This window comes from Mesorhizobium sp. M0011 (assembly GCF_040324155.1).
Taxonomy (GTDB): domain Bacteria; phylum Pseudomonadota; class Alphaproteobacteria; order Rhizobiales; family Rhizobiaceae; genus Mesorhizobium.
The window spans coordinates 117,809-143,192 of record NZ_JAMYVQ010000017.1; the positions used below are offsets into that span (position 1 = coordinate 117,809).

At 63.6% G+C, this 25,384-nt stretch carries 20 protein-coding genes; 7 read left to right on the top strand and 13 right to left on the bottom strand.

Annotated features, from left to right (window positions below):
- Positions 1-8: 8 nt before the first annotated feature.
- On the bottom strand, positions 9-1,421 hold the full coding sequence (gene uxaC / locus NKK51_RS19470; protein ID WP_352554298.1) for a glucuronate isomerase: 1,413 nt from the start codon (positions 1,419-1,421) through the stop codon (positions 9-11).
- A 140-nt stretch (positions 1,422-1,561) separates the two neighbouring features.
- On the opposite strand from uxaC, the gene NKK51_RS19475 reads away from it, so the two are divergent.
- On the top strand, positions 1,562-3,097 hold the full coding sequence (locus NKK51_RS19475; RefSeq protein ID WP_352554299.1) for a mannitol dehydrogenase family protein: 1,536 nt from the start codon (positions 1,562-1,564) through the stop codon (positions 3,095-3,097).
- 218 nt (positions 3,098-3,315) lie between these two features.
- On the opposite strand, the gene NKK51_RS19480 is transcribed toward NKK51_RS19475, so the two are convergent.
- The 8 genes from NKK51_RS19480 to NKK51_RS19515 all read right to left on the bottom strand — a co-directional run bounded on the left by NKK51_RS19480 (position 3,316) and on the right by NKK51_RS19515 (position 12,190).
- Positions 3,316-3,723: a F0F1 ATP synthase subunit epsilon gene (locus NKK51_RS19480; protein ID WP_013529039.1), complete on the bottom strand. Its 408-nt coding sequence runs from the start codon at positions 3,721-3,723 to the stop codon at positions 3,316-3,318.
- A 113-nt stretch (positions 3,724-3,836) separates the two neighbouring features.
- Positions 3,837-5,444: a F0F1 ATP synthase subunit beta gene (gene atpD, locus NKK51_RS19485; RefSeq protein ID WP_352554300.1), complete on the bottom strand. Its 1,608-nt coding sequence runs from the start codon at positions 5,442-5,444 to the stop codon at positions 3,837-3,839.
- A 70-nt stretch (positions 5,445-5,514) separates the two neighbouring features.
- On the bottom strand, positions 5,515-6,399 hold the full coding sequence (locus NKK51_RS19490; RefSeq protein WP_127261419.1) for a F0F1 ATP synthase subunit gamma: 885 nt from the start codon (positions 6,397-6,399) through the stop codon (positions 5,515-5,517).
- A gap of 31 nt (positions 6,400-6,430) precedes the next feature.
- Positions 6,431-7,960 carry a F0F1 ATP synthase subunit alpha gene (atpA, locus tag NKK51_RS19495; RefSeq protein WP_023811756.1) on the bottom strand — a complete coding sequence of 510 codons (1,530 nt, stop codon included), beginning with the start codon at positions 7,958-7,960 and terminating at the stop codon, positions 6,431-6,433.
- On the bottom strand, positions 7,960-8,520 hold the full coding sequence (locus NKK51_RS19500; RefSeq protein WP_352554301.1) for a F0F1 ATP synthase subunit delta: 561 nt from the start codon (positions 8,518-8,520) through the stop codon (positions 7,960-7,962). The genes atpA and NKK51_RS19500 overlap by 1 nt, the downstream gene beginning before the upstream one ends.
- Positions 8,521-8,766: 246 nt before the next feature.
- Complete coding sequence (locus NKK51_RS19505) at positions 8,767-9,162, bottom strand: AGROH133_08824 family phage infection protein (protein ID WP_352554302.1); 396 nt, start codon at positions 9,160-9,162, stop codon at positions 8,767-8,769.
- Between the two features lie 95 nt (positions 9,163-9,257).
- Positions 9,258-9,953: an aspartate/glutamate racemase family protein gene (locus NKK51_RS19510; RefSeq protein WP_352554303.1), complete on the bottom strand. Its 696-nt coding sequence runs from the start codon at positions 9,951-9,953 to the stop codon at positions 9,258-9,260.
- A 53-nt stretch (positions 9,954-10,006) separates the two neighbouring features.
- Positions 10,007-12,190, bottom strand: coding sequence for a primosomal protein N' (locus NKK51_RS19515; protein ID WP_352554304.1), 2,184 nt, complete (start codon positions 12,188-12,190; stop codon positions 10,007-10,009).
- 90 nt (positions 12,191-12,280) lie between these two features.
- On the opposite strand from NKK51_RS19515, the gene fsa reads away from it, so the two are divergent.
- Positions 12,281-12,937, top strand: a complete 657-nt coding sequence (gene fsa, locus NKK51_RS19520) for a fructose-6-phosphate aldolase (RefSeq protein ID WP_023811751.1) — start codon at positions 12,281-12,283, stop codon at positions 12,935-12,937.
- Positions 12,938-13,024: 87 nt separating this feature from the next.
- Here fsa and NKK51_RS19525 read toward each other — a convergent pair whose 3' ends face one another.
- The 3 genes from NKK51_RS19525 to leuS all read right to left on the bottom strand — a co-directional run bounded on the left by NKK51_RS19525 (position 13,025) and on the right by leuS (position 19,188).
- Complete coding sequence (locus NKK51_RS19525) at positions 13,025-15,709, bottom strand: DNA translocase FtsK (protein ID WP_023811750.1); 2,685 nt, start codon at positions 15,707-15,709, stop codon at positions 13,025-13,027.
- Positions 15,710-15,998: 289 nt separating this feature from the next.
- Positions 15,999-16,577 carry an LPS assembly lipoprotein LptE gene (gene lptE, locus NKK51_RS19530; protein WP_023811749.1) on the bottom strand — a complete coding sequence of 193 codons (579 nt, stop codon included), beginning with the start codon at positions 16,575-16,577 and terminating at the stop codon, positions 15,999-16,001.
- Positions 16,564-19,188: a leucine--tRNA ligase gene (gene leuS, locus NKK51_RS19535; protein ID WP_023811748.1), complete on the bottom strand. Its 2,625-nt coding sequence runs from the start codon at positions 19,186-19,188 to the stop codon at positions 16,564-16,566. Before leuS ends, lptE begins: the two co-directional genes overlap by 14 nt.
- Positions 19,189-19,343: 155 nt before the next feature.
- On the opposite strand from leuS, the gene NKK51_RS19540 reads away from it, so the two are divergent.
- The 3 genes from NKK51_RS19540 to NKK51_RS19550 all read left to right on the top strand — a co-directional run bounded on the left by NKK51_RS19540 (position 19,344) and on the right by NKK51_RS19550 (position 21,919).
- Positions 19,344-20,006 carry a YggS family pyridoxal phosphate-dependent enzyme gene (locus NKK51_RS19540; RefSeq protein ID WP_128304066.1) on the top strand — a complete coding sequence of 221 codons (663 nt, stop codon included), beginning with the start codon at positions 19,344-19,346 and terminating at the stop codon, positions 20,004-20,006.
- A gap of 432 nt (positions 20,007-20,438) precedes the next feature.
- Complete coding sequence (locus NKK51_RS19545; RefSeq protein ID WP_023811747.1) at positions 20,439-20,693, top strand: type II toxin-antitoxin system Phd/YefM family antitoxin; 255 nt, start codon at positions 20,439-20,441, stop codon at positions 20,691-20,693.
- A 176-nt stretch (positions 20,694-20,869) separates the two neighbouring features.
- Positions 20,870-21,919, top strand: a complete 1,050-nt coding sequence (locus NKK51_RS19550; protein ID WP_352554305.1) for an aldo/keto reductase — start codon at positions 20,870-20,872, stop codon at positions 21,917-21,919.
- A gap of 44 nt (positions 21,920-21,963) precedes the next feature.
- Here the strand turns inward: NKK51_RS19550 and NKK51_RS19555 are convergent, their stop codons facing one another.
- Entirely contained in the window at positions 21,964-22,872 is a 909-nt protein-coding gene (locus tag NKK51_RS19555) for a LysR family transcriptional regulator (protein ID WP_023811745.1), read from the bottom strand.
- 119 nt (positions 22,873-22,991) lie between these two features.
- Between NKK51_RS19555 and NKK51_RS19560 the strand changes: the two genes are divergently transcribed.
- A complete protein-coding gene (locus tag NKK51_RS19560) occupies positions 22,992-24,173 on the top strand; it encodes an MFS transporter (RefSeq protein ID WP_128304068.1) in 1,182 nt (393 codons plus the stop codon).
- Positions 24,174-24,225: 52 nt separating this feature from the next.
- Positions 24,226-25,260 carry an aldo/keto reductase gene (locus NKK51_RS19565; RefSeq protein ID WP_128304069.1) on the top strand — a complete coding sequence of 345 codons (1,035 nt, stop codon included), beginning with the start codon at positions 24,226-24,228 and terminating at the stop codon, positions 25,258-25,260.
- The last annotated feature ends 124 nt before the right edge of the window (positions 25,261-25,384 follow it).

Consider the following 25,384-nt stretch of genomic DNA (forward strand, 5'->3'; position numbering starts at 1 on the left):
TTGCCCCTTCAGAGCCGATACGCCTTTTTCGCCAGCGTACAGGTCAGTTCCCGCGCCAGCTCATGCGCCTCGTCCTCGCGCAGCCTGTGCTCGGCGACGAGACGCGCCAGGAACGCGCAGTCGACCCGCCGCGCCACATCGTGACGTGCCGGGATCGATGGAAAGGCGCGGGTATCGTCATTGAAGCCGACGGTGTTGTAGAAGCCGGCCGTCTCGGTGGTCATCTCGCGGAACCGCTGCATGCCTTCCGGGCTGTCGTGGAACCACCAGGCCGGCCCGAGCTTCAGCGCCGGGTAGACGCCGGCCAGCGGAGCCAGCTCGCGCGCATAGCTGGTTTCGTCGAGCGTAAAGAGAATGACGGTGAGGTCGCGCTCCAGCCCGACGCAGTCGAGCAGCGGCTTCAGCGCCGTCACATAGTCGGTCCGGGTCGGGATATCGAAGCCCTTGTCGCGGCCGAATTTTTGGAAGATTGCGGGCGAATGGTTGCGCCAGGAGCCGGGATGGATCTGCAGGACCAGCCCATCGTCGAGGCTCATCTTGGCCATCTCGGTCAGCATCTGGGCGCGGAACAGTTTTCGCTCGCGCTCATCGTCGGAACCACGGCGAACCCGATTGAACAGCTCTTGCGCCGCCGCATCCGAAAGATTGGCGGTCTCGGCCGTCGGATGGCCATGATCTGACGAAGTCGCGCCGAAGCTTTTGAAGAAGGCGCGCCGCTGGCGATGCGCGTCGAGATATCCGGCCCAGCTGCCGGTGTCGCAGCCGGTGATCTCGCCGAGCCGATCGAGATTGGGTGAAAACCCCTCGAAATCAGGATCGACGACGGCATCCGGCCGGTAGGCGGTGACCACACGGCCCTGCCAGCCGCTGTCGCGGATCATCTGGTGCCATTTGAGATCGTCGAGCGCGCCTTCCGTGGTCGCGATGACCTCGATGTTGAAACGCTCGAACAGCGCGCGCGGGCGAAAATTCTCCCACTGCAGCAGCGTTGCAATCGTGTCGTAGTGGCGGTCGGCCGTCGCGGCGGTCAGCGGTTCGTCGATGCCGAACAGATCGGCAAGTACGTGGTCGAACCACAGCCGGGTCGGTGTGCCCCGAAACAGATAATAGTGCTCGGCAAAGCGCCGCCAGATCGTCCGGCCGTCGGTTTCGACAGGCGCGCCGTCCAGCGTCGCGACGCCGAGATCCTCGAGGCGGACGCCCTGGCTGAACAGCATGCGGAAGATGTAGTGATCCGGGACGATGAGCAGTTGCGCCGGATCCGGGAATGGCTCGTTCAGCGCATACCAGCGCGGATCGGTGTGGCCATGCGGGCTGACAAGGGGCAGGTCCTTGATCCCGGCATAGAGATCACGGGCAATCGCGCGCGAATGCGCCTCGGCGGGAAACAGCAGATCCGCATGGGTCAGTGTCACGGTCATCCTCCCAAGGCCACTATCGGTAGGGGCGGCAAGAAATGTCAACATACAAAAATCCGATTGTTGTATGATGACTTTTCGACCCATTGTGTGGCAGGAAATCGAATGTTACGCCGCTTTGCCGATCCCTGCCGAGGCCACTCATGTCATCCGACCAGACCAGTCGCACCACGACGACCGAACGCCTTTCCACGAAGACGGTGCGCGCGCTGCCGGCTTCGATCGCGACACCTGCGTATGATCGCAGCCGCGTCGTCCCGGGCATCGTGCACCTTGGTGTCGGCGCCTTCCACCGCGCCCATCAGGCAGCCTATGTCGACGATTGCCTGGCGGCAGGCGACGCGGATTGGGGCATAACAGGCGTTTCGCTGCGCAGCACCGACACGCGCGACGCTCTCACGCCGCAGGACGGGCTCTACACGCTGGCGATCAGAAGCAGTGGAACCGAAAGGCTTCAGGTCATCGGTTCGATCGGTGTGATGCTGGTGGCGCCGGAGGATCCCAGGGCGGTGCTGGTCGCGCTGACCGATCCGCGCACCCGCATCGTCACGCTGACGATCACTGAAAAGGCCTATCTGAGGGCGGCAGGCGGCGGATTGGACGCCGCACATCCCGATATCGCCCATGATCTGGCCAATCCCCGGATGCCGAAGACAGCGCATGGTTTTCTGACCGAGGCGCTTGCCCGGCGACGCGCCGCCGGCACGCCGCCCTTCACTGTCCTGTGTTGCGACAATTTGCCGGCCAACGGCGCCACGCTGCACCGGCTGTTGGTCGAATTCGCCCAGTTGCGAGATGCCGGGCTCGCGCAATCGAGCGATGTCGGAATTGCCGACCACATCGCACAACAAGTCGCGTTTCCCTCCAGCATGGTCGATCGTATCGTGCCCGCAACCACTGACGCCGATCGGGTGCGGATCGCTGAAGAACTCGGCGTCGAGGATGCCTGGCCCGTGATGACCGAGCCGTTTTGTCAGTGGGTGGTCGAAGATAAGTTCCCGACTGGCCGGCCCGCGTGGGAACAATTCGGCGTCACCATGGTTCGCGATGTCGGCCCGTTCGAGGACATGAAGCTCAGGCTGCTCAACGGCTCGCATTCGGCCATCGCCTATCTTGGCCTGCTCAGCGGTCATGCCACCGTCGACCGCGCCTTCGCCGACCCGGCGATCCGGCAATTCGTTGATGCCTTGTGGGCCGAAGCCATCCCGACCCTGCCCGAGGATGCCGGATTGGACACGAGCGCCTATACTGCGGAGCTCGCGGAGCGTTTTTCCAACACTGCACTTGCCCATCGCACGGCGCAGATCGCCAATGACGGCAGCCAGAAACTGCCGCAGCGCATCGTCGCCTCCGCCATCGAATGCCTCGAAGCCGGTACTGAATTGGTCCATCTAACCCTGGTGGTGGCTGCCTGGATCGCCGCTTGCGCCGCGCGAGGAAAAACCTTGCCGGCGGGACATTTCACCGATCCGCTCGACGCGGCGCTGACGGCACTTTTGAGCGAGCAGCTGCCGGCCAACGAAACCGTGACCGCGGTGTTCGACCTGGCCGGCTTCGCTGGGGATCATGCCGAGCGGCAGACGTTGATCGAACTCGTGGCTGTCCATCTCGTCCACCTGCGGCGCGATGGTCCGGTTCTGGCCTTCGCCGCCCTTGGCATACAGAGCGAGCAGACCTGAACTATGCCTTGGCAGTTATGGTTATAATGTCGGCGGGACAGCGCCCCCCTCTTTCGCAAATCTCTAACGTTACAGGAAGAGCACCGACATCCGAGCTGCCAATCTCCTCCCTCGTGGGGGAGATGTCCGGCAGGACAGAGGGGGGCGCGAAGGATCGCGACAGAACGCCCGTCCTGCGCGCTACCAATGGCATGAATTCCAGAGTCTGCGCTCAGGCCTTACGCCGGCAGGATGGCGCCTTCCAGCGTGGTGAGCTGGCTAAGGAACTGTTCCGCCTTGCTGCGAGCCTCGTCGTCCTTGGCATCAGTGGCGTCTTCCTTGGCTTCCTGGATGCGGCGCGCGAGATCGGCGCGGTCGACATCCTTCACCGCGACAGCCGATTCCGCCAGCAGCGTGCAGCCGGCCGGAACGATGTCGGCGAAGCCGCCGAACACCACATAGCGCTCTTCGCCGCCCGCCGCGGTCTTCACCGTGACGACGCCCGGCTTGATCGTGGTCATGACCGGAGCGTGATGCGCCATGACGGTCATCTCGCCTTCGGCGCCGGGAATGACGACGGATTCGACCTGCTCGGAAACGAGCAGACGCTCCGGCGAGACCAGTTCGAACTTGAAAGCTTCAGCCATGATCAATTTAGTGAGTAGGGAATAGGAACTAGGCAGTAGTAAGTGGCCCTAACCGGTCCACATTACGCAGCTGCTATTCCCCACTCACTACTGACTACTCCCTATTCCCTAAATTAAGCCGCTTCAGCCGCGAGGCGCTGTGCCTTCTCGACCGCTTCCTCGATGCCGCCGACCATGTAGAAGGCAGCTTCCGGAAGGTGATCGTAGTCGCCGTTGCAGAGGCCCTTGAAGCCCTTGATGGTGTCGGCGAGGTCGACCAGCTTGCCCGGCGCGCCGGTGAACACTTCGGCGACGAAGAACGGCTGCGACAGGAAGCGCTCGATCTTGCGGGCGCGGGCCACGGTTTGCTTGTCCTCTTCCGACAGCTCGTCCATGCCCAGGATGGCGATGATGTCCTGCAGCGACTTGTAGCGCTGGAGGATCGACTGCACCTGGCGCGCGACGCCATAATGCTCGTCGCCGACGACCAGCGGGTCGAGCATGCGCGAGGTCGAATCCAGCGGATCGACGGCCGGATAGATGCCCTTTTCGGCGATGGCGCGGTTGAGCGTCGTCGTCGCGTCAAGGTGGGCGAACGAGGTCGCCGGCGCCGGATCGGTCAAGTCGTCGGCGGGCACGTAGATGGCCTGCACGGACGTGATCGAGCCCTTGGTGGTGGTGGTGATGCGTTCCTGCAGCGCGCCCATGTCGGTGGCGAGCGTCGGCTGATAGCCCACGGCCGAAGGAATACGGCCAAGCAGAGCCGACACTTCCGAACCGGCCTGCGTGAAGCGGAAGATGTTGTCGACGAAGAACAGCACGTCCTGGCCCTGGTCGCGGAAATATTCCGCAACCGTCAGGCCGGTCAGGCCGACGCGGGCGCGCGCGCCCGGCGGCTCGTTCATCTGGCCGTAGACGAGTGCCGCCTTGGAGCCTTCGCCGCCGCCCTTCTTGTTGACGCCGGATTCGATGAACTCGTGATAGAGATCGTTGCCTTCGCGGGTGCGCTCGCCGACGCCGGCGAACACCGAGTAGCCGCCATGCGCCTTGGCGATGTTGTTGATCAGTTCCTGGATCAGCACGGTCTTGCCGACGCCGGCGCCGCCGAACAGGCCGATCTTGCCGCCCTTGGCGTAGGGAGCCAGCAGGTCGAGCACCTTGATGCCGGTGATCAGGATCTGGGCTTCCGTCGACTGCTCGACATAGGTCGGAGCCGGCTGGTGGATGGAGCGCATTTCGGTTGCGTCGACCGGGCCTTCTTCGTCGACCGGCTCGCCGATGACGTTGATGATGCGGCCGAGCATGCCCGGGCCGACCGGCACGGTGATCGGCGCGCCGGTGTCACGCACTTCCTGGCCGCGAACCAGACCTTCGGTCGAGTCCATGGCGATGCAGCGCACGGTGTTTTCACCCAGGTGCTGGGCGACTTCGAGCACCAGTCGGTTGCCGACATTGGTGGTCTCGAGCGCGTTCAGGATCGCCGGCAGGTGATCGCCGAACTGCACGTCGACAACGGCGCCGATGACCTGGCGGACCTTGCCGACAACGCCGGTTGCCTTGCTGGCCACTGCCGATGTCTTGGCAGCGGCGGCCTTCGCCGGTGCTGCCGCCTTGGCCGGGGCAGCCTTCGCGGCTGCTGCTGGAGCCTTTGCCGCCTTCGCGGGGGCTGCGGTCTTCGCGGCTGCGGCCTTGGGGGCTGCCGTCTTGGATGTCGCCTTCTGGGGGGTCGCTGCTTTCGCCATCGTCTTTACCCTTTTTCGTCCTTTGTTTCTCACGCGGTCCGGTCGCGGGTCGATGACCCGCGAACCACGCCTAGAGCGCCTCGGCGCCCGAAATGATTTCGATCAGTTCCTTGGTGATCTGCGCCTGCCGCTGGCGGTTGTAGGTGATCGACAGCTTGTTGATCATGTCGCCGGCGTTGCGCGTCGCATTGTCCATGGCGCTCATCTTGGCGCCCATTTCGCCGGCCACATTTTCGAGCAGCGCCCGGAAAACCTGCACGGAGATGTTGCGCGGAATGAGGTCGGAGAGGATTTCGCCCGGCTCCGGCTCATATTCGTAGACGGCGTTGCCGCCATCGATCGCCTCGGCAGGAGCCGAAGCAACGCCGGCCGGAATGATCTGCTGCGCGGTCGGGATCTGGCTGATCACCGACTTGAACTGCGAATAGAACAGCGTGCAGATGTCGAAGCCGCCCTCATTGAAGAGGTGGATGACCTTCTTGGCGATCGCATCGGCATTGACGAAGCCGAGTGTCTTGACCTCGCGCAGATCGACGCGGTCGATGATCATCGACGCATAGTCGCGGCGCAGGATGTCGAAACCCTTCTTGCCGACGCAGATGATCTTGACCTGCTTGCCGTCCGCCAAAAGCTTGCGGATATGGTCGCGGGCAAGGCGGGCGATCTGCGAATTGAAGCCGCCGCACAGGCCGCGCTCGGCGGTGCAGACGACGAGCAGATGCACGTCATCCTTGCCGGTGCCGGTCATCAGCGCCGGGGCATCGCCGCCGCCGCCGATGGCCTGGGTGATGTTGGCCAGCACGGAACCCATGCGCTCCGAATAGGGGCGCGCCGCTTCCGCAGCCTCTTGCGCACGGCGCAGCTTCGCCGCGGCGACCATCTGCATCGCCTTGGTGATCTTCTGCGTCGCCTTGACCGAGGCGATACGGTTACGAAGGTCTTTTAATGAAGGCATGCTTCAAACCTGATCCCGTCTTGCAATTCGCTCAGGCGAAGGTCTTGGCGAAAGCGTCGATCTCGGCCTTCAGCTTGGCGCGCAGATCGTCCGACAGCGCCTTTTCCTTGCGGATGGCATCGAGGACGTCCTTGCCGGCCGAACGCATGTGGCTGAGCAGGCCATGCTCGAACTTGCCGACCTGGTTGACCGGCAGCTTGTCGAGATAGCCGTTGACGCCGGCGAAGATCACCGCGACCTGCTCTTCCGTCTTCAGCGGCGAGAACTGCGGCTGCTTCAGGAGTTCGGTCAGGCGCGATCCGCGGTTGAGCAGGCGCTGCGTGGCGGCGTCGAGATCGGAGCCGAACTGCGCGAAGGCCGCCATTTCGCGGTACTGCGCGAGCTCGCCCTTGATCGAGCCGGCAACCTGCTTCATCGCCTTGATCTGCGCGGCCGAGCCGACGCGGCTGACCGACAGGCCGACGTTCACCGCAGGACGGATGCCCTGGAAGAACAGGTTGGTTTCGAGGAATATCTGGCCGTCGGTGATCGAGATCACGTTGGTCGGGATGTAGGCCGACACGTCGTTGGCCTGCGTCTCGATGATCGGCAGCGCGGTCAGCGAACCACCGCCCAGATCGTCGTTGAGCTTGGCGGCGCGCTCGAGCAGGCGCGAGTGCAGGTAGAAGACGTCGCCCGGATAGGCTTCGCGGCCCGGCGGGCGGCGCAGCAGCAGCGACATCTGGCGATAGGCGACGGCCTGCTTCGACAGATCGTCATAGCTGATCAGCGCGTGCATGCCATTGTCGCGGAAATATTCGCCCATGGTGGCGCCAGCGAACGGCGCCAGGAACTGCATCGGTGCCGGATCGGAAGCGGTGGCGGCGACGATGATCGAGTATTCGAGCGCGCCGCGCTCTTCCAGCACCTTGACGAACTGCGCGACGGTCGAGCGCTTCTGGCCGACGGCGACATAGACGCAGTAGAGCTTTTCCTTCTCGGGGCCGTTGTCGTGCACCGACTTCTGGTTGAGCATCGTGTCGAGGATGATGGCGGTCTTGCCGGTCTGGCGATCGCCGATGACCAGCTCGCGCTGGCCGCGACCGACCGGGATCAACGCATCGATGGCCTTGAGGCCGGTCGACATCGGCTCGTTCACCGACTTGCGCGGGATGATGCCGGGCGCCTTGACGTCGACGCGCTTGCGCTCGACTGCCTTGATCGGACCCTTGCCGTCGATCGGATTGCCGAGCGCATCGACGACGCGACCGAGCAGGCCGGGGCCGACGGGGACGTCGACGATGGCGCCGGTGCGCTTGACGATGTCGCCTTCCTTGATGTCGCGGTCGGCGCCGAAGATGACGACGCCGACATTGTCGGCTTCGAGGTTGAGCGCCATGCCGCGGATGCCGCCGGGAAACTCGACCATTTCGCCGGCCTGGACATTGTCGAGGCCGTAGACGCGGGCGATACCGTCACCGACGGACAGCACCTGTCCAACTTCGGAGACCTCGGCCTCCTTACCGAAATTCTTGATCTGGTCTTTCAGAATTGCGGAAATTTCCGCGGCGCGGATGTCCATCAGCCGACCTCTTTCAGTGCAAGCTTGAGCGAATTGAGTTTGGTTTTGAGCGACGTATCGATCTGGCGCGAGCCCATCTTGACCACCAGCCCGCCGAGCAGCGACGGATCGACGGTGACGGAGATGGCCACGTCCTTACCGGCAACGCTCTTCAGCGCCGCCTTGAGTTCGGCCTGCTGGGCAGCCTTCAGTTCGTGAGCCGACGTCACTTCAGCAGCGGTCTCGCCACGATGTTCGGCTGATATCTGGCGGAACGCCCTGATCATGCCGGGAATGGCGAACAGCCGGCGGTTGCGGGCGACGACGCGCAGGAAATTGCCAGTGAGGCCGGCAATCCCCGCCTTGTCGGCAATCGCCGCAATGGCCTTCGCCTGGTCCTCGCTGGAGAACACCGGGCTATTGATTAGCCGGGTGAGATCAGCGCTGCCCGCGAGCATGGCTTCGAAACTGTTGAGGTCGGCTTCGACCTTGGCCACGGAATTTGCCTGCAGGGCGAGTTCGAACAGCGAACCCGCATAGCGTTCTGCGACACCTGAGATTGGCGATGACGATTGAGCCACGGACCGTCTTTTCTCTTGTCTGACAGGCCGTAGATTGTTGGCGCGAGCAAAAACTCTGGCTAAATCTTTGACCTTACTGCATTTTTTCGAGCACGGAGGCGCGGCTTCCGCTATCCCCGGCCGAAAGTCGATTGCCGTCTAGCACAGGCATTTTAAGACCGCAATGCGTCGTTCCGCATGGTTTTCAGGCACTATTGTCGCATCCGGCGAAAGTCACCCGTCTTCCATCGCGGAATACCCAACGATTCAAGGCAGAAAGCCGAAGGCAAAGGCGAGCGGAAACGCCGCCAGGACCAATTCCAGCACAATGGAAACCCAATTGAAAGGCGTGTTGGCGCCATCAGACATCATCGACAGCAGCCGGCCGAAGGCGGTGAACAGCCAGGAGAAGCCAAGCGCCATGTAGATCAGCGGCTGCGCCAGCAGGATACAGCACAGTCCAACCCCGAGATAGAAGCCCGACATCCTGCCGCGCCCCTCGGCGATCGCCGCAGCCTTCTCTGGCTTGACCTGCAAGCGCAGGGCACGGAAGGCGAGGCCAGGGGCCAGAAAAAACAAAAGGCCGAGCAGCACGGTGACGACGGCGCTCGACCAGGCCAGCCATTCGCCCTGGCTCGTCGGCCATGGAAGCGCAAAATCCATCTTGTCCCCTCGAAATGCCTGTTTTGAAATTCCGGGCATTCTAGCGGAGGAAAAACGCCGCGCCAGATGGCATCAGGCAGTTTAGGACAAACGCATCAACCCAGCGCGAATTCGACCGCCGCCTCGGCATGAATGCGCGTTGTGTCGAAGACCGGGATGTCGAAATCCTGCTGGCCGATGAGCATGGTGATCTCGGTGCAGCCCATAATGACGCTGTCGGCCGCCTCTTCGCGGCGCAGGCGTTCTGTCTCGGCTATATAAGCCGCCTTGGAGATTTCCGTGACGATGCCCCGGCACAATTCCTCGTAGATGACGCGATGGACCATCTCGCGCCCGGCGACATCGGGCACGACAGGGCTCAAGCCAAATTTGTCGGCAAGCCGGCCCTTGTAGAAATCCTGCTCCATGGTGAAGCGCGTTGCCAGCAGCGCCGGGCGCTGCATGCCGGCGCGCTTGACCGCCACCGCGGTGGCATCGGCGATGTGGATCAGCGGAATCGACACCGACGCCTGCACCTGGCCGGCAAGTTTGTGCATGGTGTTGGTGCACAACAACAGGCCTTCCGCGCCGCCGGCCTCGAGCTTGCGCGCCGCTTCGACGAGAAGCACGCCGGCGCCGTCCCAGTCGCCATGATGCTGCCGCTCGGCGATCTCGGCGAAGTCGAACGACCACAGAAGCAGTTTCGCTGAATGCAGCCCACCCAGCCGCTCGCGCACGATCTCGTTGAGCAGGCGATAGTAGATGGCGGTGGATTCCCAGCTCATGCCGCCCAGAAGGCCGAGGGTTTTCATATGAGTTTCCACATCTCGCTGGCTTGCGGCAACCTATCGCTGAAAGCGCGACCTTACAAAAAGCTCTGCGGGTCGATGTCGACCTGCACCCGAACCGAACCGCGTTGCTTCGGTCCGCTAGCCAGCATGGCCCTGATAAAACCTTGCATATCGGCGCGCCGCTCGCCCTGGATCAGCAGGCGGAAGCGATGGCGGCCGCCGAGCAGTGACAGCGGCGCCTCCGCCGGGCCGAGCACGAACAAATCCGTCGCCTCGGGCGCGGCGCGGCGCAAGCCACGTGCATGGCCTTCGGCTTCAGCCCGCGTCACCGCACTAACGATGACGCCTGCGAGCCGGCCGAAGGGCGGCAGTGCGGCCCGTTCGCGCTCGGCGATCTCACGTTCGTAAAACGCCTCGGCGTCGCCCGAGACGATCGCCCGCATCACCGGGTGGTCGGGCTGAAAAGTCTGCAGCAGGCCAAGGCTCTTCTTGCCGGTGCGGCCGGCGCGGCCGGTCACCTGGCTGAGCAGTTGGAAGGTACGCTCGGCGGCGCGCGGATCGCCATTGGCAAGGCCAAGATCGGCATCGACGACGCCGACCAGGGTCATGTTGGGAAAGTTGTGGCCCTTGGCGACGAGCTGCGTGCCGATGACGATGTCGGCCCCGCCATCGGCGATCGCCTCCAGCTCCAGCCGCAGCCGCCGCACGCCGCCCATCAGGTCCGACGACAAAACGATGGTGCGCGCGTCGGGAAAATGCGTAACGACCTCTTCGGCGATCCGCTCGACACCTGGCCCGCAGGCGACCAGATGATCGAGCGTGCCGCATTCCGGGCAGGCTTCGGGGCGGCGCTCATTGTGCCCGCAATGATGGCAGACCAACTGGCCGCGAAAACGATGCTCGACCAGCCAGGCCGAGCAGACCGGGCAGCCGAAGCGGTGGCCACAAACCCGGCACAGCGTCAGCGGCGCATAGCCGCGCCGGTTGAGGAACAGCAGCGACTGCTCCTGCCTCTCCAGCGTCTGGCGCATCTGGTCGAGCAGCACCGGCGACAGGAAACCGCCACGCGCCGGCGGCGCGCGCCGCATGTCGACCGCCTTCAGATGCGGAAGCGCCGCCTCGGCGAAACGAGCGGAAAGCACCGCTCTGTTGTATTTACCTTGGCTGGCATTGACCCGGCTTTCGACCGACGGCGTCGCCGACGCCAGCACCACGGGGAAGCTGCCGATATGGCCGCGCACCACCGCCATATCGCGCGCATTGTAGAAGACGCGGTCCTCCTGCTTGTAGGCAGGGTCGTGCTCCTCGTCGACGACGATCAGGCCGAGCTCCTTGAACGGCAGGAACAGCGCCGAACGCGCACCGGCGACGACCCGCACGCCGCCTTCCGCCACTTGCCGCCAAACCCGCTCGCGTATCCGCGGCGGCAGGTCGGAATGCCATTCACCCGGCTTGGCGCCGAAGCGCTGCTGGAAGCGCTCGAGAAAGGCATGCGTCAGCGCGATTTCCGGCAGCAGGATCAGCACCTGCCTGCCCTGGTCGAGCGCAGCCGCCACCGCTTCGAAATAAACCTCCGTCTTACCTGATCCGGTGACGCCGTCGAGCAGCGCGACGTTGAACACGCCGGCTGCGACATTGGCGCGCAGCATCTGCGCCGCGGCGCTCTGGTCCGGCATCAGTTCCGGTGTGGCGTAGGCGGGATCGGGCGCGGCCACCACCGGGCGCGGCGGGATCATCACGGTCTCGAACACGCCTTGCGCCCTCAGGCCGTCGATCACCGTCGACGACACGCCGGCGGCGTGAGCGAGGCCGGAGCGCGTCCAGGCAAGGCCGCCTTCGGCCGTCTCCAGCACGCGCTGCCTGGCGCTCGTCATCCGGTCGGGTGCGAGAAGCGTGCGCTGCAATCCCTCGATCCACGGTTCGGGGTCGAAAGCCTCCGGCGCCCTGAGCAGCATGCGCGCCACCATGCCCGGCGGCGACAGCGTGTACTGCGCCACCCAGTCGACGAAGCGGCGCATCGCGCGGTCGATCGGCGGGCAGTCGAAAACCTGTTCGATGGGGCGCAGCTTTTTCGCGTCGACCTTCTCGACCGCGCCATCCCAGACGATGCCGGCGACCTGGCGCGGACCGAGCGGCACGCGCACGATCGAGCCCGGCACCACGCGCATGCCGGCCGGCACGGCATAGGTGTAGGGGCGTTCGGCGGGCATCGGCACCAGCACCGGTGCGGCTGCGACAAAGGGCGAATCTTCGATCATGAGGCGTGACCTTGCCCTGACTTTGGTCTAGATCAAAGGCCGACCCCGAATGTGCATGACATGCACATGAAAATCTTCAGGAGACCCGCCATGAAATTTTTTGTCGACACCGCCGACGTCAAGGATATCCGTGAGCTGAACGATCTGGGGCTGCTCGACGGCGTCACCACCAATCCGTCGCTGATCCTCAAATCCGGCGGCAAGATCGCCGAGGTCACCAAAGAGATTTGCGACATCGTCAAGGGTCCGGTCTCGGCTGAAGTCACCGCCACCGAATATTCCGAGATGATGCAGCAGGCCAAGGTTCTGGCCAAGATCGCCGACAATGTCTGCATCAAGGTGCCGCTGACGCTGGACGGGCTCAAGGCCTGCAAGACGATCCGCACCGAGATGAACCGCCTGGTCAACGTCACGCTGTGCTTTTCGGCCAACCAGGCGCTGCTGGCGGCCAAGGCCGGTGCCTCGTTCATCTCGCCCTTCGTCGGCCGCGTCGACGACATCGGCATCGACGGCATGGAGCTGATCCAGGAGATCAGGCAGATCTACGACAATTACGATTTCCAGACCGAGATCCTGGTCGCTTCGGTGCGCACCGTGAACCATGTCAAGCAGGCGGCACTCATCGGCGCCGATGTCGTGACCGCGCCGCCGGCGACCCTGAAGGCACTGGTCAAGCACCCGCTGACCGACAAGGGCCTGGAACAGTTCCTTGCCGACTGGGCAAAAACCGGCCAGAAGATCGGCTGAGAATGGCGATCGGCTAAAGCCAATTCGCTTGTGATGAAAAGGCCGGGCAACCGGCCTTTTTCATGTGCGCTCCAAGCAGACTGCCGCTCAATCCGCGCCGTCACCCTCGGGCGCGCTCGCCGGCTGGCGCCGGCCCATGATGATTTCGCGCTTGCCGACATGGTTGGGTGTGCCGACCAGGCCTTCCTTTTCCATACGCTCGACCAGGGACGCAGCGCGGTTGTAGCCGATGCCGAGGCGCCGCTGGATGTAGGACGTCGAGCATTTCTTGTCGCGCACCACCACCTTCACCGCCTCGTCGTAGATCGCGTCGCTGTCTTCGGCTGCAACGGATCCCTTGTCGAAGACCGTGCCCTGATCGTCTTCGATTTCTTCCTCGTCCTCATCGGCCGTCACGGTTTCCAGATATTCAGGGCGCCCTTGCGCCTTGAGATGCGCGACGACATGCTCGACCTCCGCGTCGGAAACAAACGGCCCATGCACGCGGGAAATGCGCCCGCCGCCCATCATGTGCAGCATGTCGCCCTGGCCAAGCAATTGTTCGGCGCCTTGCTCGCCCAGGATTGTGCGGCTGTCGATCTTCGATGTCACCTGGAAGGAAATCCGGGTTGGAAAGTTGGCCTTGATCGTGCCCGTGATGACATCGACCGAGGGGCGCTGCGTTGCCATGATCAGGTGAATGCCGGCAGCGCGCGCCATCTGCGCCAGTCGCTGGATCGCGCCTTCGATCTCCTTGCCGGCGACCATCATCAGGTCGGCCATCTCGTCGACGATGACGACAATGTAGGGCATCGGCGCAAGGTCGATTTCCTGCTGTTCGAAAAGCGGTTCGCCGGTGCCCTTTTCGAAGCCGGTCTGCACGGTCATGACGACCGTCTCGCCCTTGTCGCGGGCAGCGGCGGCACGCTCGTTGTAGCCGTCGATGTTGCGCACACCGAGCCGCGCCATCTTGCGATACCGGTCCTCCATCTCGCGCACCGCCCATTTGAGCGCCGTCACGGCTTTCTTGGGATCCGTGACGACGGGCGTCAGCAGATGCGGGATGCCGTCATAGACGGAGAGTTCAAGCATCTTGGGATCGACCATGATCAGCCGGCATTCTTCCGGCTTCAGCCGGTAGAGCAATGACAGGATCATGGTGTTGATGGCAACCGACTTGCCGGAGCCGGTGGTTCCGGCCACCAGCAAATGCGGCATCTTCGCCAGCTCGGCGATGACCGGCTCGCCGCCGATCGTCTTGCCGAGACAAAGCGCCAGCTTGCAGCTGGTCTTGCGAAAGCCTTCCGATTCGATCAACTCCCGGAAATAGACGGTTTCGCGCGTTTCGTTCGGGAGCTCGATGCCGATGACGTTGCGGCCAGGCACGACGGCGACGCGCGCCGAAATCGCCGACATGGAGCGGGCGATATCGTCTGCAAGCCCGATGACGCGAGAAGATTTGACGCCCGGCGCCGGCTCGAACTCATAGAGCGTGACGACCGGGCCTGGGCGAACATGAATGATCTCGCCACGCACGCCGAAGTCCTCGAGCACGCTTTCCAGCAGATCGGCGTTCTGCTCGAGCCGCTCCTGCGACATGTAGAAGCCTTGTCCCTCCGGTGGCTGCTGCAACAGCTCTTCCGAGGGAAGCTCATAGGGATCGCCTGCGGTTGACAGCACGACCTTTCCAGCCCCAGGCAAGCGCGCGGAGCGGGCGCCAACGGCCCTGGCAGGGACGTTCACACTTGGCGCGGCCGACACGGAAACGGCATCGCTTTTGGCGGCTGGGATTGCGACAGCCTGGACCGGCGACGGCGCATTGCTCGCCGGCACGCCAGGTTGGGCGACGGTCCGGTTCGAATTGGCCGGCCAAACATCCGGCAACGGCTTCAAGACCTGGCCCGGAAGGCAGTCGATGACACGAAACAATGCGGTGGCATCGGTCCCTGTCGTCGGGCGAATGTCGATCGGCATAGTGGTCACTGGCGCCACGGCGACCGGTGCAGGCGACGCTGGACCGGTCTGCCGGGCCGGCGACGAAACGTCGACCAGATAGGGTGCCATGGCCTCGAAGAAGGCATGATCCGAAAGATATGGCCAGCGCAGCCTTTCGGAAGTGGTCGTTTTGGCGCCCGGAGCAACGGACGCACGCGCGGATGCCCGTGCCGTAGCGACCGACCTCGGCGGCACCGGCGCAACGGCTGGCACCTTCTCCCTGGCGCGCCCCGGGGCAACAAAAGCAGCAGCCGGCGGTGATGACCCTTGCGAGGCGTGGCCGGCCAGCGGCTGGGAAGCAGGGCTTTTCACCGAAGCCGGCAATGCCAGTAGCGAAGGCGCGGAAGACGCCCCGTTGATCATGGATTGAGCAACGGCTTGCTCTGCTGGGCGCGTCGCGGCGTGTTCGACAACACGCTCGTGCGGCGGACGATGCTTCCTGGCCTCATAGTCCGGCGTGCGTGTAAAACGCACGTTGGGTGCAAGGAAGAAATATTCCTGCCAGGCAGGGCTCTCGATATCGCCGATTTTCGAAGGCGTATCGTCCGAGCCACCCCGCGGCTCCATATAGGGCCGCTTGTTGCCGCCGAGATCGACCACCGGTGCGGAATAGCCGGCCCGGCGTGTGGTGGGCTGCCGGCCGTCCGGCTCCTTGCGAGCCGGACGATCAAGGTCGCCTGCCGCGGAAGAACTTCGCTGACCACCCCTGTCGCCGATGCTCTCCAAGCGCTTCCCCTCGGGGCCATCAGGCAATGCAGCCGTCGATAAATTGACCCGGGAAAAACGCTTGGCTTCCATTCTCAAGACTCACTTTGAAATGTCTGCCGAGCAATAGGGAGCGATTGGTTAACAGTTGCTTCCCGGATGGATCGCCGACCATCCTGGGCACCAAAATCTTCGTGGTGGTCTGCGAGCGACACGGCACGATCGTCGTCTCGCCGCATCCACGCTGGTGGCGCGATCTACTCGCCGTGCCGCAGCAGCTCGATGGGTCTTCGGACAATCTCTGTTCGAGAATCTGGTCATGATCCCACGATCACCCCATCGTGCCTGGAGCCAGACCGTTTCCGTGAAGCGATGAGGTGCGCTAGCCGGTCTTGCCGTGCCGGACAAGGTCCTGGGCAATGGACAGCTGCAGCGCTTCCGCCAACTCTCGCGCAGCGCGATTCTCGGCGTCGATCTGCGCCCGGTATGCGGCGAATTCCTGACGCGGCCTGTCGAAGGACGAGGTGATCGAACGTTTGCCGGATGCGATCACCACGCCGGTCTTCGCATCGGCCAGCGTATAGCTGCCAGTCAGCGTCACGGAACCAGCGGTCGGTTCGTCTTCATCCGTTCCGACCTGCACGAGTGCCGCGGACTCGACCGCTTCGGTCACGCCGAGATTGAGCGAATATGCCGGCGAGGCCGGCTCGCCGGCGCCTCGTCCAAACCCGAAAATCAGATTGTTGCGCACCTGTTGGCCGTAACGCGTATTGACCGGCTTGATGCCGATCAACGCCAGTTCGGCACTGGCACTGGCCTGCGAACCCGACAGTGGCGCGCTCGAATAGAGCGGCCGCACCGTGCAGGCCGAGACAAGCGCGAGCGAACCTATCAGGCCGGCAAGCGCTATGCGGCGCAGCAAATGGCTCAACTCTGTCTTTTCCCGATCAGGCAACGACATTGACGATCCTCTGCGGCACGATGATCACCTTGCGCGGAGCCTTCCCTTCGAGTGCTTTCTGCACGAAGTCGAGAGCCAATACCGCTTTTTCGACCGCACCTTGGTCCGCGTCGCGGGCAATTGTCAAATCCCCCCGCTTCTTGCCGTTGACCTGTACCGGATAGGTGACTTCGTTGTCGACGACCAGCGCCGGATCGAAGACCGGCCAAGGCCGTTCGGCAACGAGATCGGTGCCGCCAAGCGCTGCCCAGCACTCCTCGGCCAGATGCGGCATGACCGGCGCTATCAGATGCACGAGAATCTCCACCGCCTGCCGGCAGGCGCCTTTCAGCGCTGCATCGGCCTTGCCTTCGGCCACCTCGTTGAGCGGCGTGGTCAGCGCGTTGGCCAGTTCGTAGATGCGGGCGATAGCGCGGTTGAAGGCGAGCTTCTCGATATCCTCTCCGACCGCCTTCAGTATCTTGTGCGCGGCCTTGGAAACCACCGCGGCCTCACCGCTGCTGGCCGCCACGGGCTTGATGCCGGCCAGTGTTTCGGCCGCCGTCGACACCAGTCGCCAGATGCGCTGGATGAAGCGATGCGCACCGGCAGCGCCATCGTCGGTCCACTCGACATCGCGCTCGGGAGGAGAATCCGACAGCATGAACCAGCGCGCCGTATCGGCGCCGTAGCCATCGGTGATGTCTTCCGGGCTCACCGTGTTCTTCTTCGATTTCGACATCTTTTCCAGCGGACCGATGGTGACGGCCTCGCCGGTGGCGATGTCGATGGCGCTGCGCTTGCCGTCGACATCCTCCAACCGAACTTCGGTGGGCGCCAGCCAGCGGCCATTCGATGCCGAGCCGACGCGATAGGTTTCGTGCACCACCATGCCTTGCGTGAACAGGCCCTTGAACGGCTCGGCCAGATCGACCTGGCCGGCCTCGCGCATGGCGCGGGTGAAGAAGCGCGAATAGAGCAGATGCAGGATCGCGTGCTCGATCCCGCCAATATACTGGTCGACCGGCAGCCATTCGTTGGCCGCCCTGGGATCGGTCGGTTCATGCGCCCACGGCGCGGTGAAGCGGGCGAAGTACCACGACGAATCGACGAACGTGTCCATCGTGTCGGTTTCGCGCCGCGCATCCCTGCCGCATTGCGGACATTTCACATGGCGCCATGTCGGATGCCGGTCGAGCGGATTGCCCGGGCGATCGAAATCGACATCGTCGGGCAGCTTCACCGGCAGGTCCGCCTTCGGCACCGGCACCACGCCGCAAGCCTCGCAATGAATCATCGGGATCGGGCATCCCCAGTAGCGCTGGCGCGAAATGCCCCAGTCACGCAGGCGGAAATTCACCTTGCGCTCGGCCATCGGCCGGTTGCCGATCGTCTTCTGCTCCAGCAGTTTGGCGACCTCGTCGAAAGCCTGATCCGGCTTCATGCCGTCGAGAAAGCGCGAATTGATCATCACGCCGTCATCGACATAGGCTTCATCGATGATCTGGAACGTCGCCGGATTCTCGCCTTCCGGCATCACCACCGGAATCACCGGCAGGCCGTATTTGTTGGCGAAGTCGAGGTCGCGCTGGTCGCCGGACGGACAGCCGAAAATGGCGCCGGTGCCGTATTCCATCAGCACGAAATTGGCGACATAGACAGGCAGCATCCAGTTGTCGTCAAACGGATGGACGACGCGGATGCCGGTGTCGAAACCCTTCTTCTCAGCTGTCTCCAGCGCCGCCACCGAGGTGCCCATATGGCCGATATCCTCGATGAACTTCGCCAGCGCCGGATTGTGCGCAGCGGCCTTCCTGGCCAACGGATGATCGGCGGCGACAGCCATGAAGGAAGCGCCGAAGATGGTGTCGGGCCTTGTCGTATAGACTTCCAGCTCATGCTCGCCATCAGAGGCGTCGGCCAGAGGCCAGCGGATCAGCAGGCCTTCCGAGCGGCCGATCCAGTTCTGCTGCATCAGCTTCACTTTTTCCGGCCATTCGTCGAGGCCGTCGAGCGAATCCAGCAGATCCTGGGCGAAGTCGGTGATCTTGAAGAACCACTGCGTCAGTTCGCGCTGTTCGACCAGCGCGCCCGAGCGCCAGCCGCGTCCATCGATGACCTGCTCGTTGGCGAGCACGGTCATGTCCTCCGGATCCCAGTTGACCTTGGAGGATTTGCGCGTCACCAGCCCCTTCTCGACAAAATCGAGGAACAGCATCTGCTGGCGGTGGTAATAGTCGACGTCACAGGTGGCGAATTCGCGCGCCCAGTCCAGCGACAGGCCCATGACCTTGAGCTGCTCGCGCATGGTGGCGATGTTCTGGTAGGTCCACTCCTTGGGATGGACCTTGTTCTGCATCGCCGCGTTTTCGGCCGGCATGCCGAAGGCGTCCCAGCCCATCGGATGCAGCACGTTGAAGCCCTTGGCCCGTTTGTAGCGCGCCACCACGTCGCCCATCGTGTAATTGCGGGTATGACCGATATGGATGCGCCCCGACGGATAGGGGAACATCTCCAGCACATAGTATTTCGGGCGCGGATCGTCATTGTGCGCTTCGAACAGCTTCTTGGCGTCCCAGGCCTTCTGCCATTTGGGCTCTGACGCGCGCGGATTGTATCGTTCGGTTGCCATGGGACGTTTTTCACTTAAAAGCAGGCGCGAACTGCGGGCGATGGCTCGGCAGTTCAGGGAATGTGGTCCGGGTGTTCACCATGGTTTGGCAAACCCGTCAACCATATGGGTATCGCGTCTGACAAAAACGCCGGTCAAAACAGCAGGATTTGCATATGGGTGACGCCGTTCAGCAATTTTTCGCGGTCAAGGCGAAGATCGCCGCCGCCGAGCGCGAGGCCGGCCGCGAAGCCGGCGTCGTGACGCTGGTCGCGGTCTCAAAGACCTTCGACGCTGCCGACATCGGCCCGGTCATCGAGGCCGGCCAGCGCGTCTTCGGCGAGAACCGCGTGCAGGAGGCGCAAGGCAAATGGCCTGATCTGAAGGACGCATTTCCCGACATCGAACTGCATCTGATCGGCCCGCTGCAATCCAACAAGGCCAAGGAGGCTGTGGCGCTGTTCGACGTCATCGAGACGATCGATCGCGAGAAGATCGCCGCCGAACTGGCCAAGGAGATCGCCAGGCAGGGCCGCGCACCGAAGCTCTACGTCCAGGTCAACACCGGCTCCGAGCCGCAGAAGGCAGGCATCGAGCCCCGCGACGCCGTGGCCTTTGTCGCCCGCTGCCGCGACGTGCATGGCCTCGCCATCGAGGGCCTGATGTGCATCCCGCCGGCCGATGAGAACCCCGGCCCGCACTTCGCGCTGTTGGAAAAGCTCGGCAAGGAAGCCGGCGTCGCCAAACTCTCGATGGGCATGTCTGGCGACTACGAGACGGCGATCGCCTTCGGCGCCACCAGCGTCCGCGTCGGTTCGGCGATCTTCGGCAGCCGATAGTTCCGATGCACAGACCGGTCTCTAGTCGCTAAATTCCAACATATTCGATTGGCTGCAGGCCACCACACCTTCGTCATCCTAGGGCGGAGCGACGCGAAGCGGAGCGCAGACCCTAGGATCCATGCCGTGACGACAAGGAAAATGCAGCGGTGCAGAATTCTGTTCCGCTGCATTCTTCGGCAGATGTCGCGGGATGGATCCTCGGGTCTGCGCTGCGTCGCTGCGCTCCTTGCTCCGCCCGTGGATGACGACGAGAGAGATGTTTATCCCGAGGTTTGCGATCTGCCGCCGAAAGAGGCTTATAGATTCTCGCTGCCAATAGCTTCCAACCCATGTCGAGGGACTAGCAACACATCTGTTCGAGCGGAAACCCTGCCATGCTTCAACGGCATCTGGTATATGACTAGCGAAGCCATCTAGCGAGTAGTGCCCTTGAACTGGCATCTTAAGGACGCGAAGAACAATCTGTCGAAATTCGTACGGCAGGCGCGGGAACAAGGGCCACAAACCATCACGGTGCGCGGAAAGCCAACTGCTGTCGTACTCTCCCCCGAGAACTACGACCGACTGGTCGGCGCAACACCTTCGCTTGCGGAATATCTTCTCTCAGGTCCCGTGTGGGATGACGACTTCGTCGAGGAGGTCAATCGCCGCCCGAAGACGAAGATCCGAGTTATAGACTTATAATCCGCATACTCATGCGAACCTCGTTCGGTGAATGCAGCGGGCGCTTTCTGATGGCGGCATTAGATGCGGTGAGGGGTTATAGGCCAACTCGGCGGGCTCGTTGAGCCAGCAATTGGAAACGAAACGTACCGTTCCTATTTGCTTTGCGTCATCACAAACTCTCTGGAGCCGCCACCATGCGTTACAATCAGCTTGGAAATACGGGGATGTTCGTCTCCGAAATCTGCCTCGGCACCATGACCTTCGGTGCTGCCGGTGAAAATGCCCAATGGGGCCTGATCGCCAGTCTCGACCAGAGGGGCGTCAACGAGATCGTTGCCCATTCGCTCGCCGCCGGCGTCAATTTCTTCGATACGGCCGACGTCTACTCCTTTGGCGAATCCGAACGGCTGCTCGGCCAGTCGCTCAGGGATCTCGGCGTGAACAGGCAGAATGTGGTCATCGCCACCAAAGCCCACGGCGCCATGGGCGACGGTCCGAACCAGCGCGGCTCTTCACGCGGCCACATCATGGATTCGGTCGATGCCAGCCTGAAGCGGCTGCAACTCGACCATATCGATCTTTACCAGCTGCACGGCACCGACACCGTGACGCCGATCGACGAAACGCTGCGGGCGCTCGACGATCTCGTTGCCAGCGGCAAGGTTCGCTATGTCGGCGTCTCCAACTGGGCGGCATGGCGCATCGCCAAGGCGCTCGGCATCGCCGAGCGCAAGGGCTTTGCCCGTTTCGAGACCGTGCAGTCCTACTATTCGATCGCCGGCCGCGACCTCGAGCGCGAGATCGTGCCGCTGCTCAACGAGGAGAAGCTCGGCCTGATGGTGTGGTCGCCGATGGCCGGTGGCCTACTCTCCGGCAAGTACGGCCCCGGCGCGCCCGGCAATGGCGAAGGCCGCCGCGCGTCCTTCAACTTCCCGCCGGTCAATGAGGACCGTGCCTGGGCGACCGTTACCGTCATGCGCGAAATCGCCAAAAAGCATGATGTCAGCGTCGCCACGGTGGCGCTCGGCTATGTCCTGGCCAAGCCCTTCGTGATGAGCGTCATCATCGGCGCCAGCCGCATGGAGCAGCTGGAGCAGAACCTTGCCGCGACGGAAGTGAAGCTCGACAGCGACGATCTGTTTCGTCTCGACGAGGTCAGCGCCCTGCCGTCCGAATATCCCGGCTGGATGCTGGAGCGCCAGGCAGCGGGCCGCCGCCCGGCGCCGTTCACGCCGAAAGCATAAATACAGCCCACGCTGACATCCCGGGAGCCGTGGCTCCCGGGATGTCAGGTCAGCCGGACGCTCTCACCCAGAAAATCGAGAAAGGCACGCACCCGCGCCGGCAGATGCCGGCCCTGGCCGACATAGACGGCGTGGGTGGGCTCCTCGTCACCGGGATTGAATGCCTCCAGCAGCGACACCAGCCGACCGGCGGCGATATCGGCCGCCACATGCCAGTGGGCCAGCCGGGCGACGCCCGCGCCCGCCAGCGCCATCAGCCGCATCGCCTCGCCATCGCTGACCAGCGTGTTGCCGGTGATGGGAACCATGATGGCGCGGCCGTCCGCGTCGAGGAACGGCCAGCCATCGATATGCCTGACGAACCCGAAGCCCATGCGGTTGTGCCTGTCGAGATCCGCTGGCGTCAGCGGCGTGCCGTGCGCCTCCAGATAGGAAGGTGCTGCAACGACGACCACCGGGCTTTGCCCGAGCTTGCGCGCCACCAGCCGTGACTCACTCAGCGGCCCGGCACGGATGGCGACATCGGCCCGTTCCGCCATCAGGTCGATGACGCTGTCGGTCAGCACCAGATCGACTGAGATTTCGGGGTAGCGTTCGAGGAACCGAGGCAGAAGCGGGATCAGCCGGTGCACTCCGAAGGGCACGTAGCTGTTGACGCGCAAACGTCCGCGCGGTGAAGCACCCGCCGCTGCCTCCTGCTCGGCCGCCGCCATGTCGGCGAGGATGCGCAGGCCGCTGTCGTAGAAGGCTGTGCCTTCCGGCGTCAGTTGCAGCTTTCGCGTCGAACGGCTGACCAGCCGCGCGCCAAGCCGGGCCTCCAGCCGCGCGATCAGCTTGCTCACCGCCGATGGCGTCATGCGCAAGGCGCGTGCGGCAGAGGAAAAACTGCCTTCCTCGACAACGCGCACGAACACTTCGATCTCACCGGAGCGATTGATGTCGGGTCTGGCCATTTGTGAATCTATTTCACAGAAAATGTGCCCAAGGCAAGTCTGGTTCACAATGCGTCGCAGCACGATCTCACGGGTCGGGGCGCGGGACGGCGCTCTTCCTCATCGAAGTGGAAATCGCCATGCCTCTTGCTCTTTACGCCCTTGCCGCCGGTGCCTTCGGCATCGGCGTCACCGAATTTGTCATCATGGGTCTGCTGCTCGATGTCAGCAAGGATCTCGGCGTTTCGATCACGGCCGCCGGCCAGCTCATTTCGGGCTATGCGCTCGGCGTCGTCATCGGCGCGCCCCTGCTGACCATCGCCACCGGCAACTGGCCACGCAAGACCGTGCTTCTGGCGCTGATGGCGATCTTCACGCTTGGCAATCTCGCCTGTGCACTGGCGCCCGACTACTGGACGCTGATGGGCGCCCGCATCATCACCGCCTTCGCCCATGGCACCTTCTTCGGCGTCGGCTCTGTCGTCGCCACCGGGCTGGTCGCGCCCAACAGACAAGCCTCGGCGATCGCGCTGATGTTCACTGGGCTCACCATCGCCAACATCCTCGGCGTACCCTTCGGCACCTGGCTCGGCCAGGCCTTCGGCTGGCGGGCGACCTTCTGGGCGGTGACACTGGTCGGTCTGGCGGCCTTCGCCGTCATCCTGGCTCTGGTGCCGCGCAGCCGAACAGCGCCCGAAAAGAGCGATCTGCGCGCCGATCTCGCCGTTTTGCGCCGCACGCCTGTCCTGCTCGGTCTTGCCACCACCGTGCTCGGCTATGCCGGTGTCTTCGCCGTCTTCACCTATATCGCGCCGCTGCTGACCGAGATCAGCGGCTTCAAGGAAGCGGCCGTGTCGCCGATCCTGCTCGTCTTCGGTGGCGGCCTCATTGCCGGCAACTTGCTTGGCGGCAAGGTCGCCGACCGCTGGCTGGTGCCGGCCGTGCTGGGCAGTCTCGTGGTGCTGGCCCTGGTGCTCGCCACCATGACCTTCGCCATCCACAGCCAGGTGATGGCCGTCATCTATGTCGGTCTGCTCGGGGCCGCCGCCTTCGCCACCGTGGCGCCGCTGCAAATGTGGGTGCTGGAAAAGGCACAAGGTGCCGGCCAGAGCCTCGCCTCGTCCTTCAACATCGCCGCCTTCAATCTCGGCAATGCGGCAGGTGCCTGGCTTGGTGGTGCGGTGATTGCCCATGGCCTTGGCCTGGGCTCACTCACCTGGGTCGCCGCCCTGCTGCCGCTCGCGGCACTCGGTGTGGCGGGGCTGGCGCTGCGTCTCGATCGCACCGCCACGCTCGGCGAGCCTGCCTCCATCCGGTCGTGACCGTCCTCTGCAAACCCGCTTTCCACACCCTTCATTCCACAGGAGCAAAAAGATGGACTACCGACGTCTCGGTGCATCGGGCCTGAAAGTGCCCGCACTCTCATTTGGCGCGGGAACCTTTGGCGGTTCCGGCCCGCTGTTCGGCGCCTGGGGCAACAGCGACGCCAGGGAAGCGCGGCGGCTGATCGACATCTGCCTGGAGGCCGGCGTCAATCTGTTCGATACTGCCGACGTCTATTCGAACGGCGCCTCGGAAGAGGTGCTTGGCGAAGCGATAAAAGGCCGCCGCGATGCCGTGCTGATCTCGACCAAGACCGCGCTGCCGATGGGCGATGGGCCGGCCGACTATGGCTCGTCTCGGTCGCGGCTGATCAGATCCGTGGATGATGCGCTGAGGCGCCTCGGCACCGATTACATCGACCTGTTGCAACTGCACGCTTTCGACGCCGGGACGCCGATCGAGGAGGTCTTGTCGACGCTGGACGAACTCGTGCGCGCCGGCAAGCTGCGCTATGTCGGCGTCTCCAATTTCTCCGGCTGGCAGGTGATGAAGTCGTTGGCGCAAGCCGACAGCCAAGGCTATCCACGCTATGTCGCGCATCAGGTCTACTATTCGCTGGTCGGGCGCGACTATGAATGGGAGCTGATGCCGCTCGGCCTCGACCAGGGCGTCGGCGCGCTGGTGTGGAGCCCGCTTGGCTGGGGCCGCCTGACCGGCAAGATCCGCCGTGGCCAGTCCTTGCCGGAAAAGAGCCGGCTGCACGACACGGCAAGCTTCGGACCGCCGGTCGAGGACGAGCATCTCTATCGGGTGATGGATGCGCTCGATGCGGTGGCGCTGGAAACCGGCAAGACCGTGCCGCAGATCGCCATCAACTGGCTGCTGCAGCGTCCGACTGTTTCCTCCGTCATCATCGGCGCCCGCAACGAAGAACAGCTGCGCCAGAACCTCGGCGCCGTCGGCTGGAATTTGACGCCGGAGCAGATCAGGAAACTCGACGCGGCAAGCGAAGTCACCGCGCCCTACCCGTACTTCCCGTATCGGCGGCAGGAAGGCTTTGCCCGGCTCAATCCGCCGGTGGTGTGAGCACTGGCGTTGAAGCTGCCAATCTCCCCCCTGTTTGGACCGGAGACATCGCGAACAGGTGTGCGAGGACATCGCGAACAGTTTTGTCACTTATCGTCTGCAGAGGTTGAGGTCGACTGTTTCT

Bases quoted from the DNA above. Each gene is read 5' to 3' on its own strand.
- uxaC (WP_352554298.1), bottom strand. From the start codon at position 1,421: ATGACCGTGACACTGACCCATGCGGATCTGCTGTTTCCCGCCGAGGCG.
- NKK51_RS19475 (WP_352554299.1), top strand. From the start codon at position 1,562: ATGTCATCCGACCAGACCAGTCGCACCACGACGACCGAACGCCTTTCC.
- NKK51_RS19480 (WP_013529039.1), bottom strand. From the start codon at position 3,723: ATGGCTGAAGCTTTCAAGTTCGAACTGGTCTCGCCGGAGCGTCTGCTC.
- atpD (WP_352554300.1), bottom strand. From the start codon at position 5,444: ATGGCGAAAGCAGCGACCCCCCAGAAGGCGACATCCAAGACGGCAGCC.
- NKK51_RS19490 (WP_127261419.1), bottom strand. From the start codon at position 6,399: ATGCCTTCATTAAAAGACCTTCGTAACCGTATCGCCTCGGTCAAGGCG.
- atpA (WP_023811756.1), bottom strand. From the start codon at position 7,960: ATGGACATCCGCGCCGCGGAAATTTCCGCAATTCTGAAAGACCAGATC.
- NKK51_RS19505 (WP_352554302.1), bottom strand. From the start codon at position 9,162: ATGGATTTTGCGCTTCCATGGCCGACGAGCCAGGGCGAATGGCTGGCC.
- NKK51_RS19510 (WP_352554303.1), bottom strand. From the start codon at position 9,953: ATGAAAACCCTCGGCCTTCTGGGCGGCATGAGCTGGGAATCCACCGCC.
- NKK51_RS19515 (WP_352554304.1), bottom strand. From the start codon at position 12,190: ATGATCGAAGATTCGCCCTTTGTCGCAGCCGCACCGGTGCTGGTGCCG.
- fsa (WP_023811751.1), top strand. From the start codon at position 12,281: ATGAAATTTTTTGTCGACACCGCCGACGTCAAGGATATCCGTGAGCTG.
- NKK51_RS19525 (WP_023811750.1), bottom strand. From the start codon at position 15,709: ATGGAAGCCAAGCGTTTTTCCCGGGTCAATTTATCGACGGCTGCATTG.
- lptE (WP_023811749.1), bottom strand. From the start codon at position 16,577: ATGTCGTTGCCTGATCGGGAAAAGACAGAGTTGAGCCATTTGCTGCGC.
- leuS (WP_023811748.1), bottom strand. From the start codon at position 19,188: ATGGCAACCGAACGATACAATCCGCGCGCGTCAGAGCCCAAATGGCAG.
- NKK51_RS19540 (WP_128304066.1), top strand. From the start codon at position 19,344: ATGGGTGACGCCGTTCAGCAATTTTTCGCGGTCAAGGCGAAGATCGCC.
- NKK51_RS19550 (WP_352554305.1), top strand. From the start codon at position 20,870: ATGCGTTACAATCAGCTTGGAAATACGGGGATGTTCGTCTCCGAAATC.
- NKK51_RS19555 (WP_023811745.1), bottom strand. From the start codon at position 22,872: ATGGCCAGACCCGACATCAATCGCTCCGGTGAGATCGAAGTGTTCGTG.
- NKK51_RS19560 (WP_128304068.1), top strand. From the start codon at position 22,992: ATGCCTCTTGCTCTTTACGCCCTTGCCGCCGGTGCCTTCGGCATCGGC.
- NKK51_RS19565 (WP_128304069.1), top strand. From the start codon at position 24,226: ATGGACTACCGACGTCTCGGTGCATCGGGCCTGAAAGTGCCCGCACTC.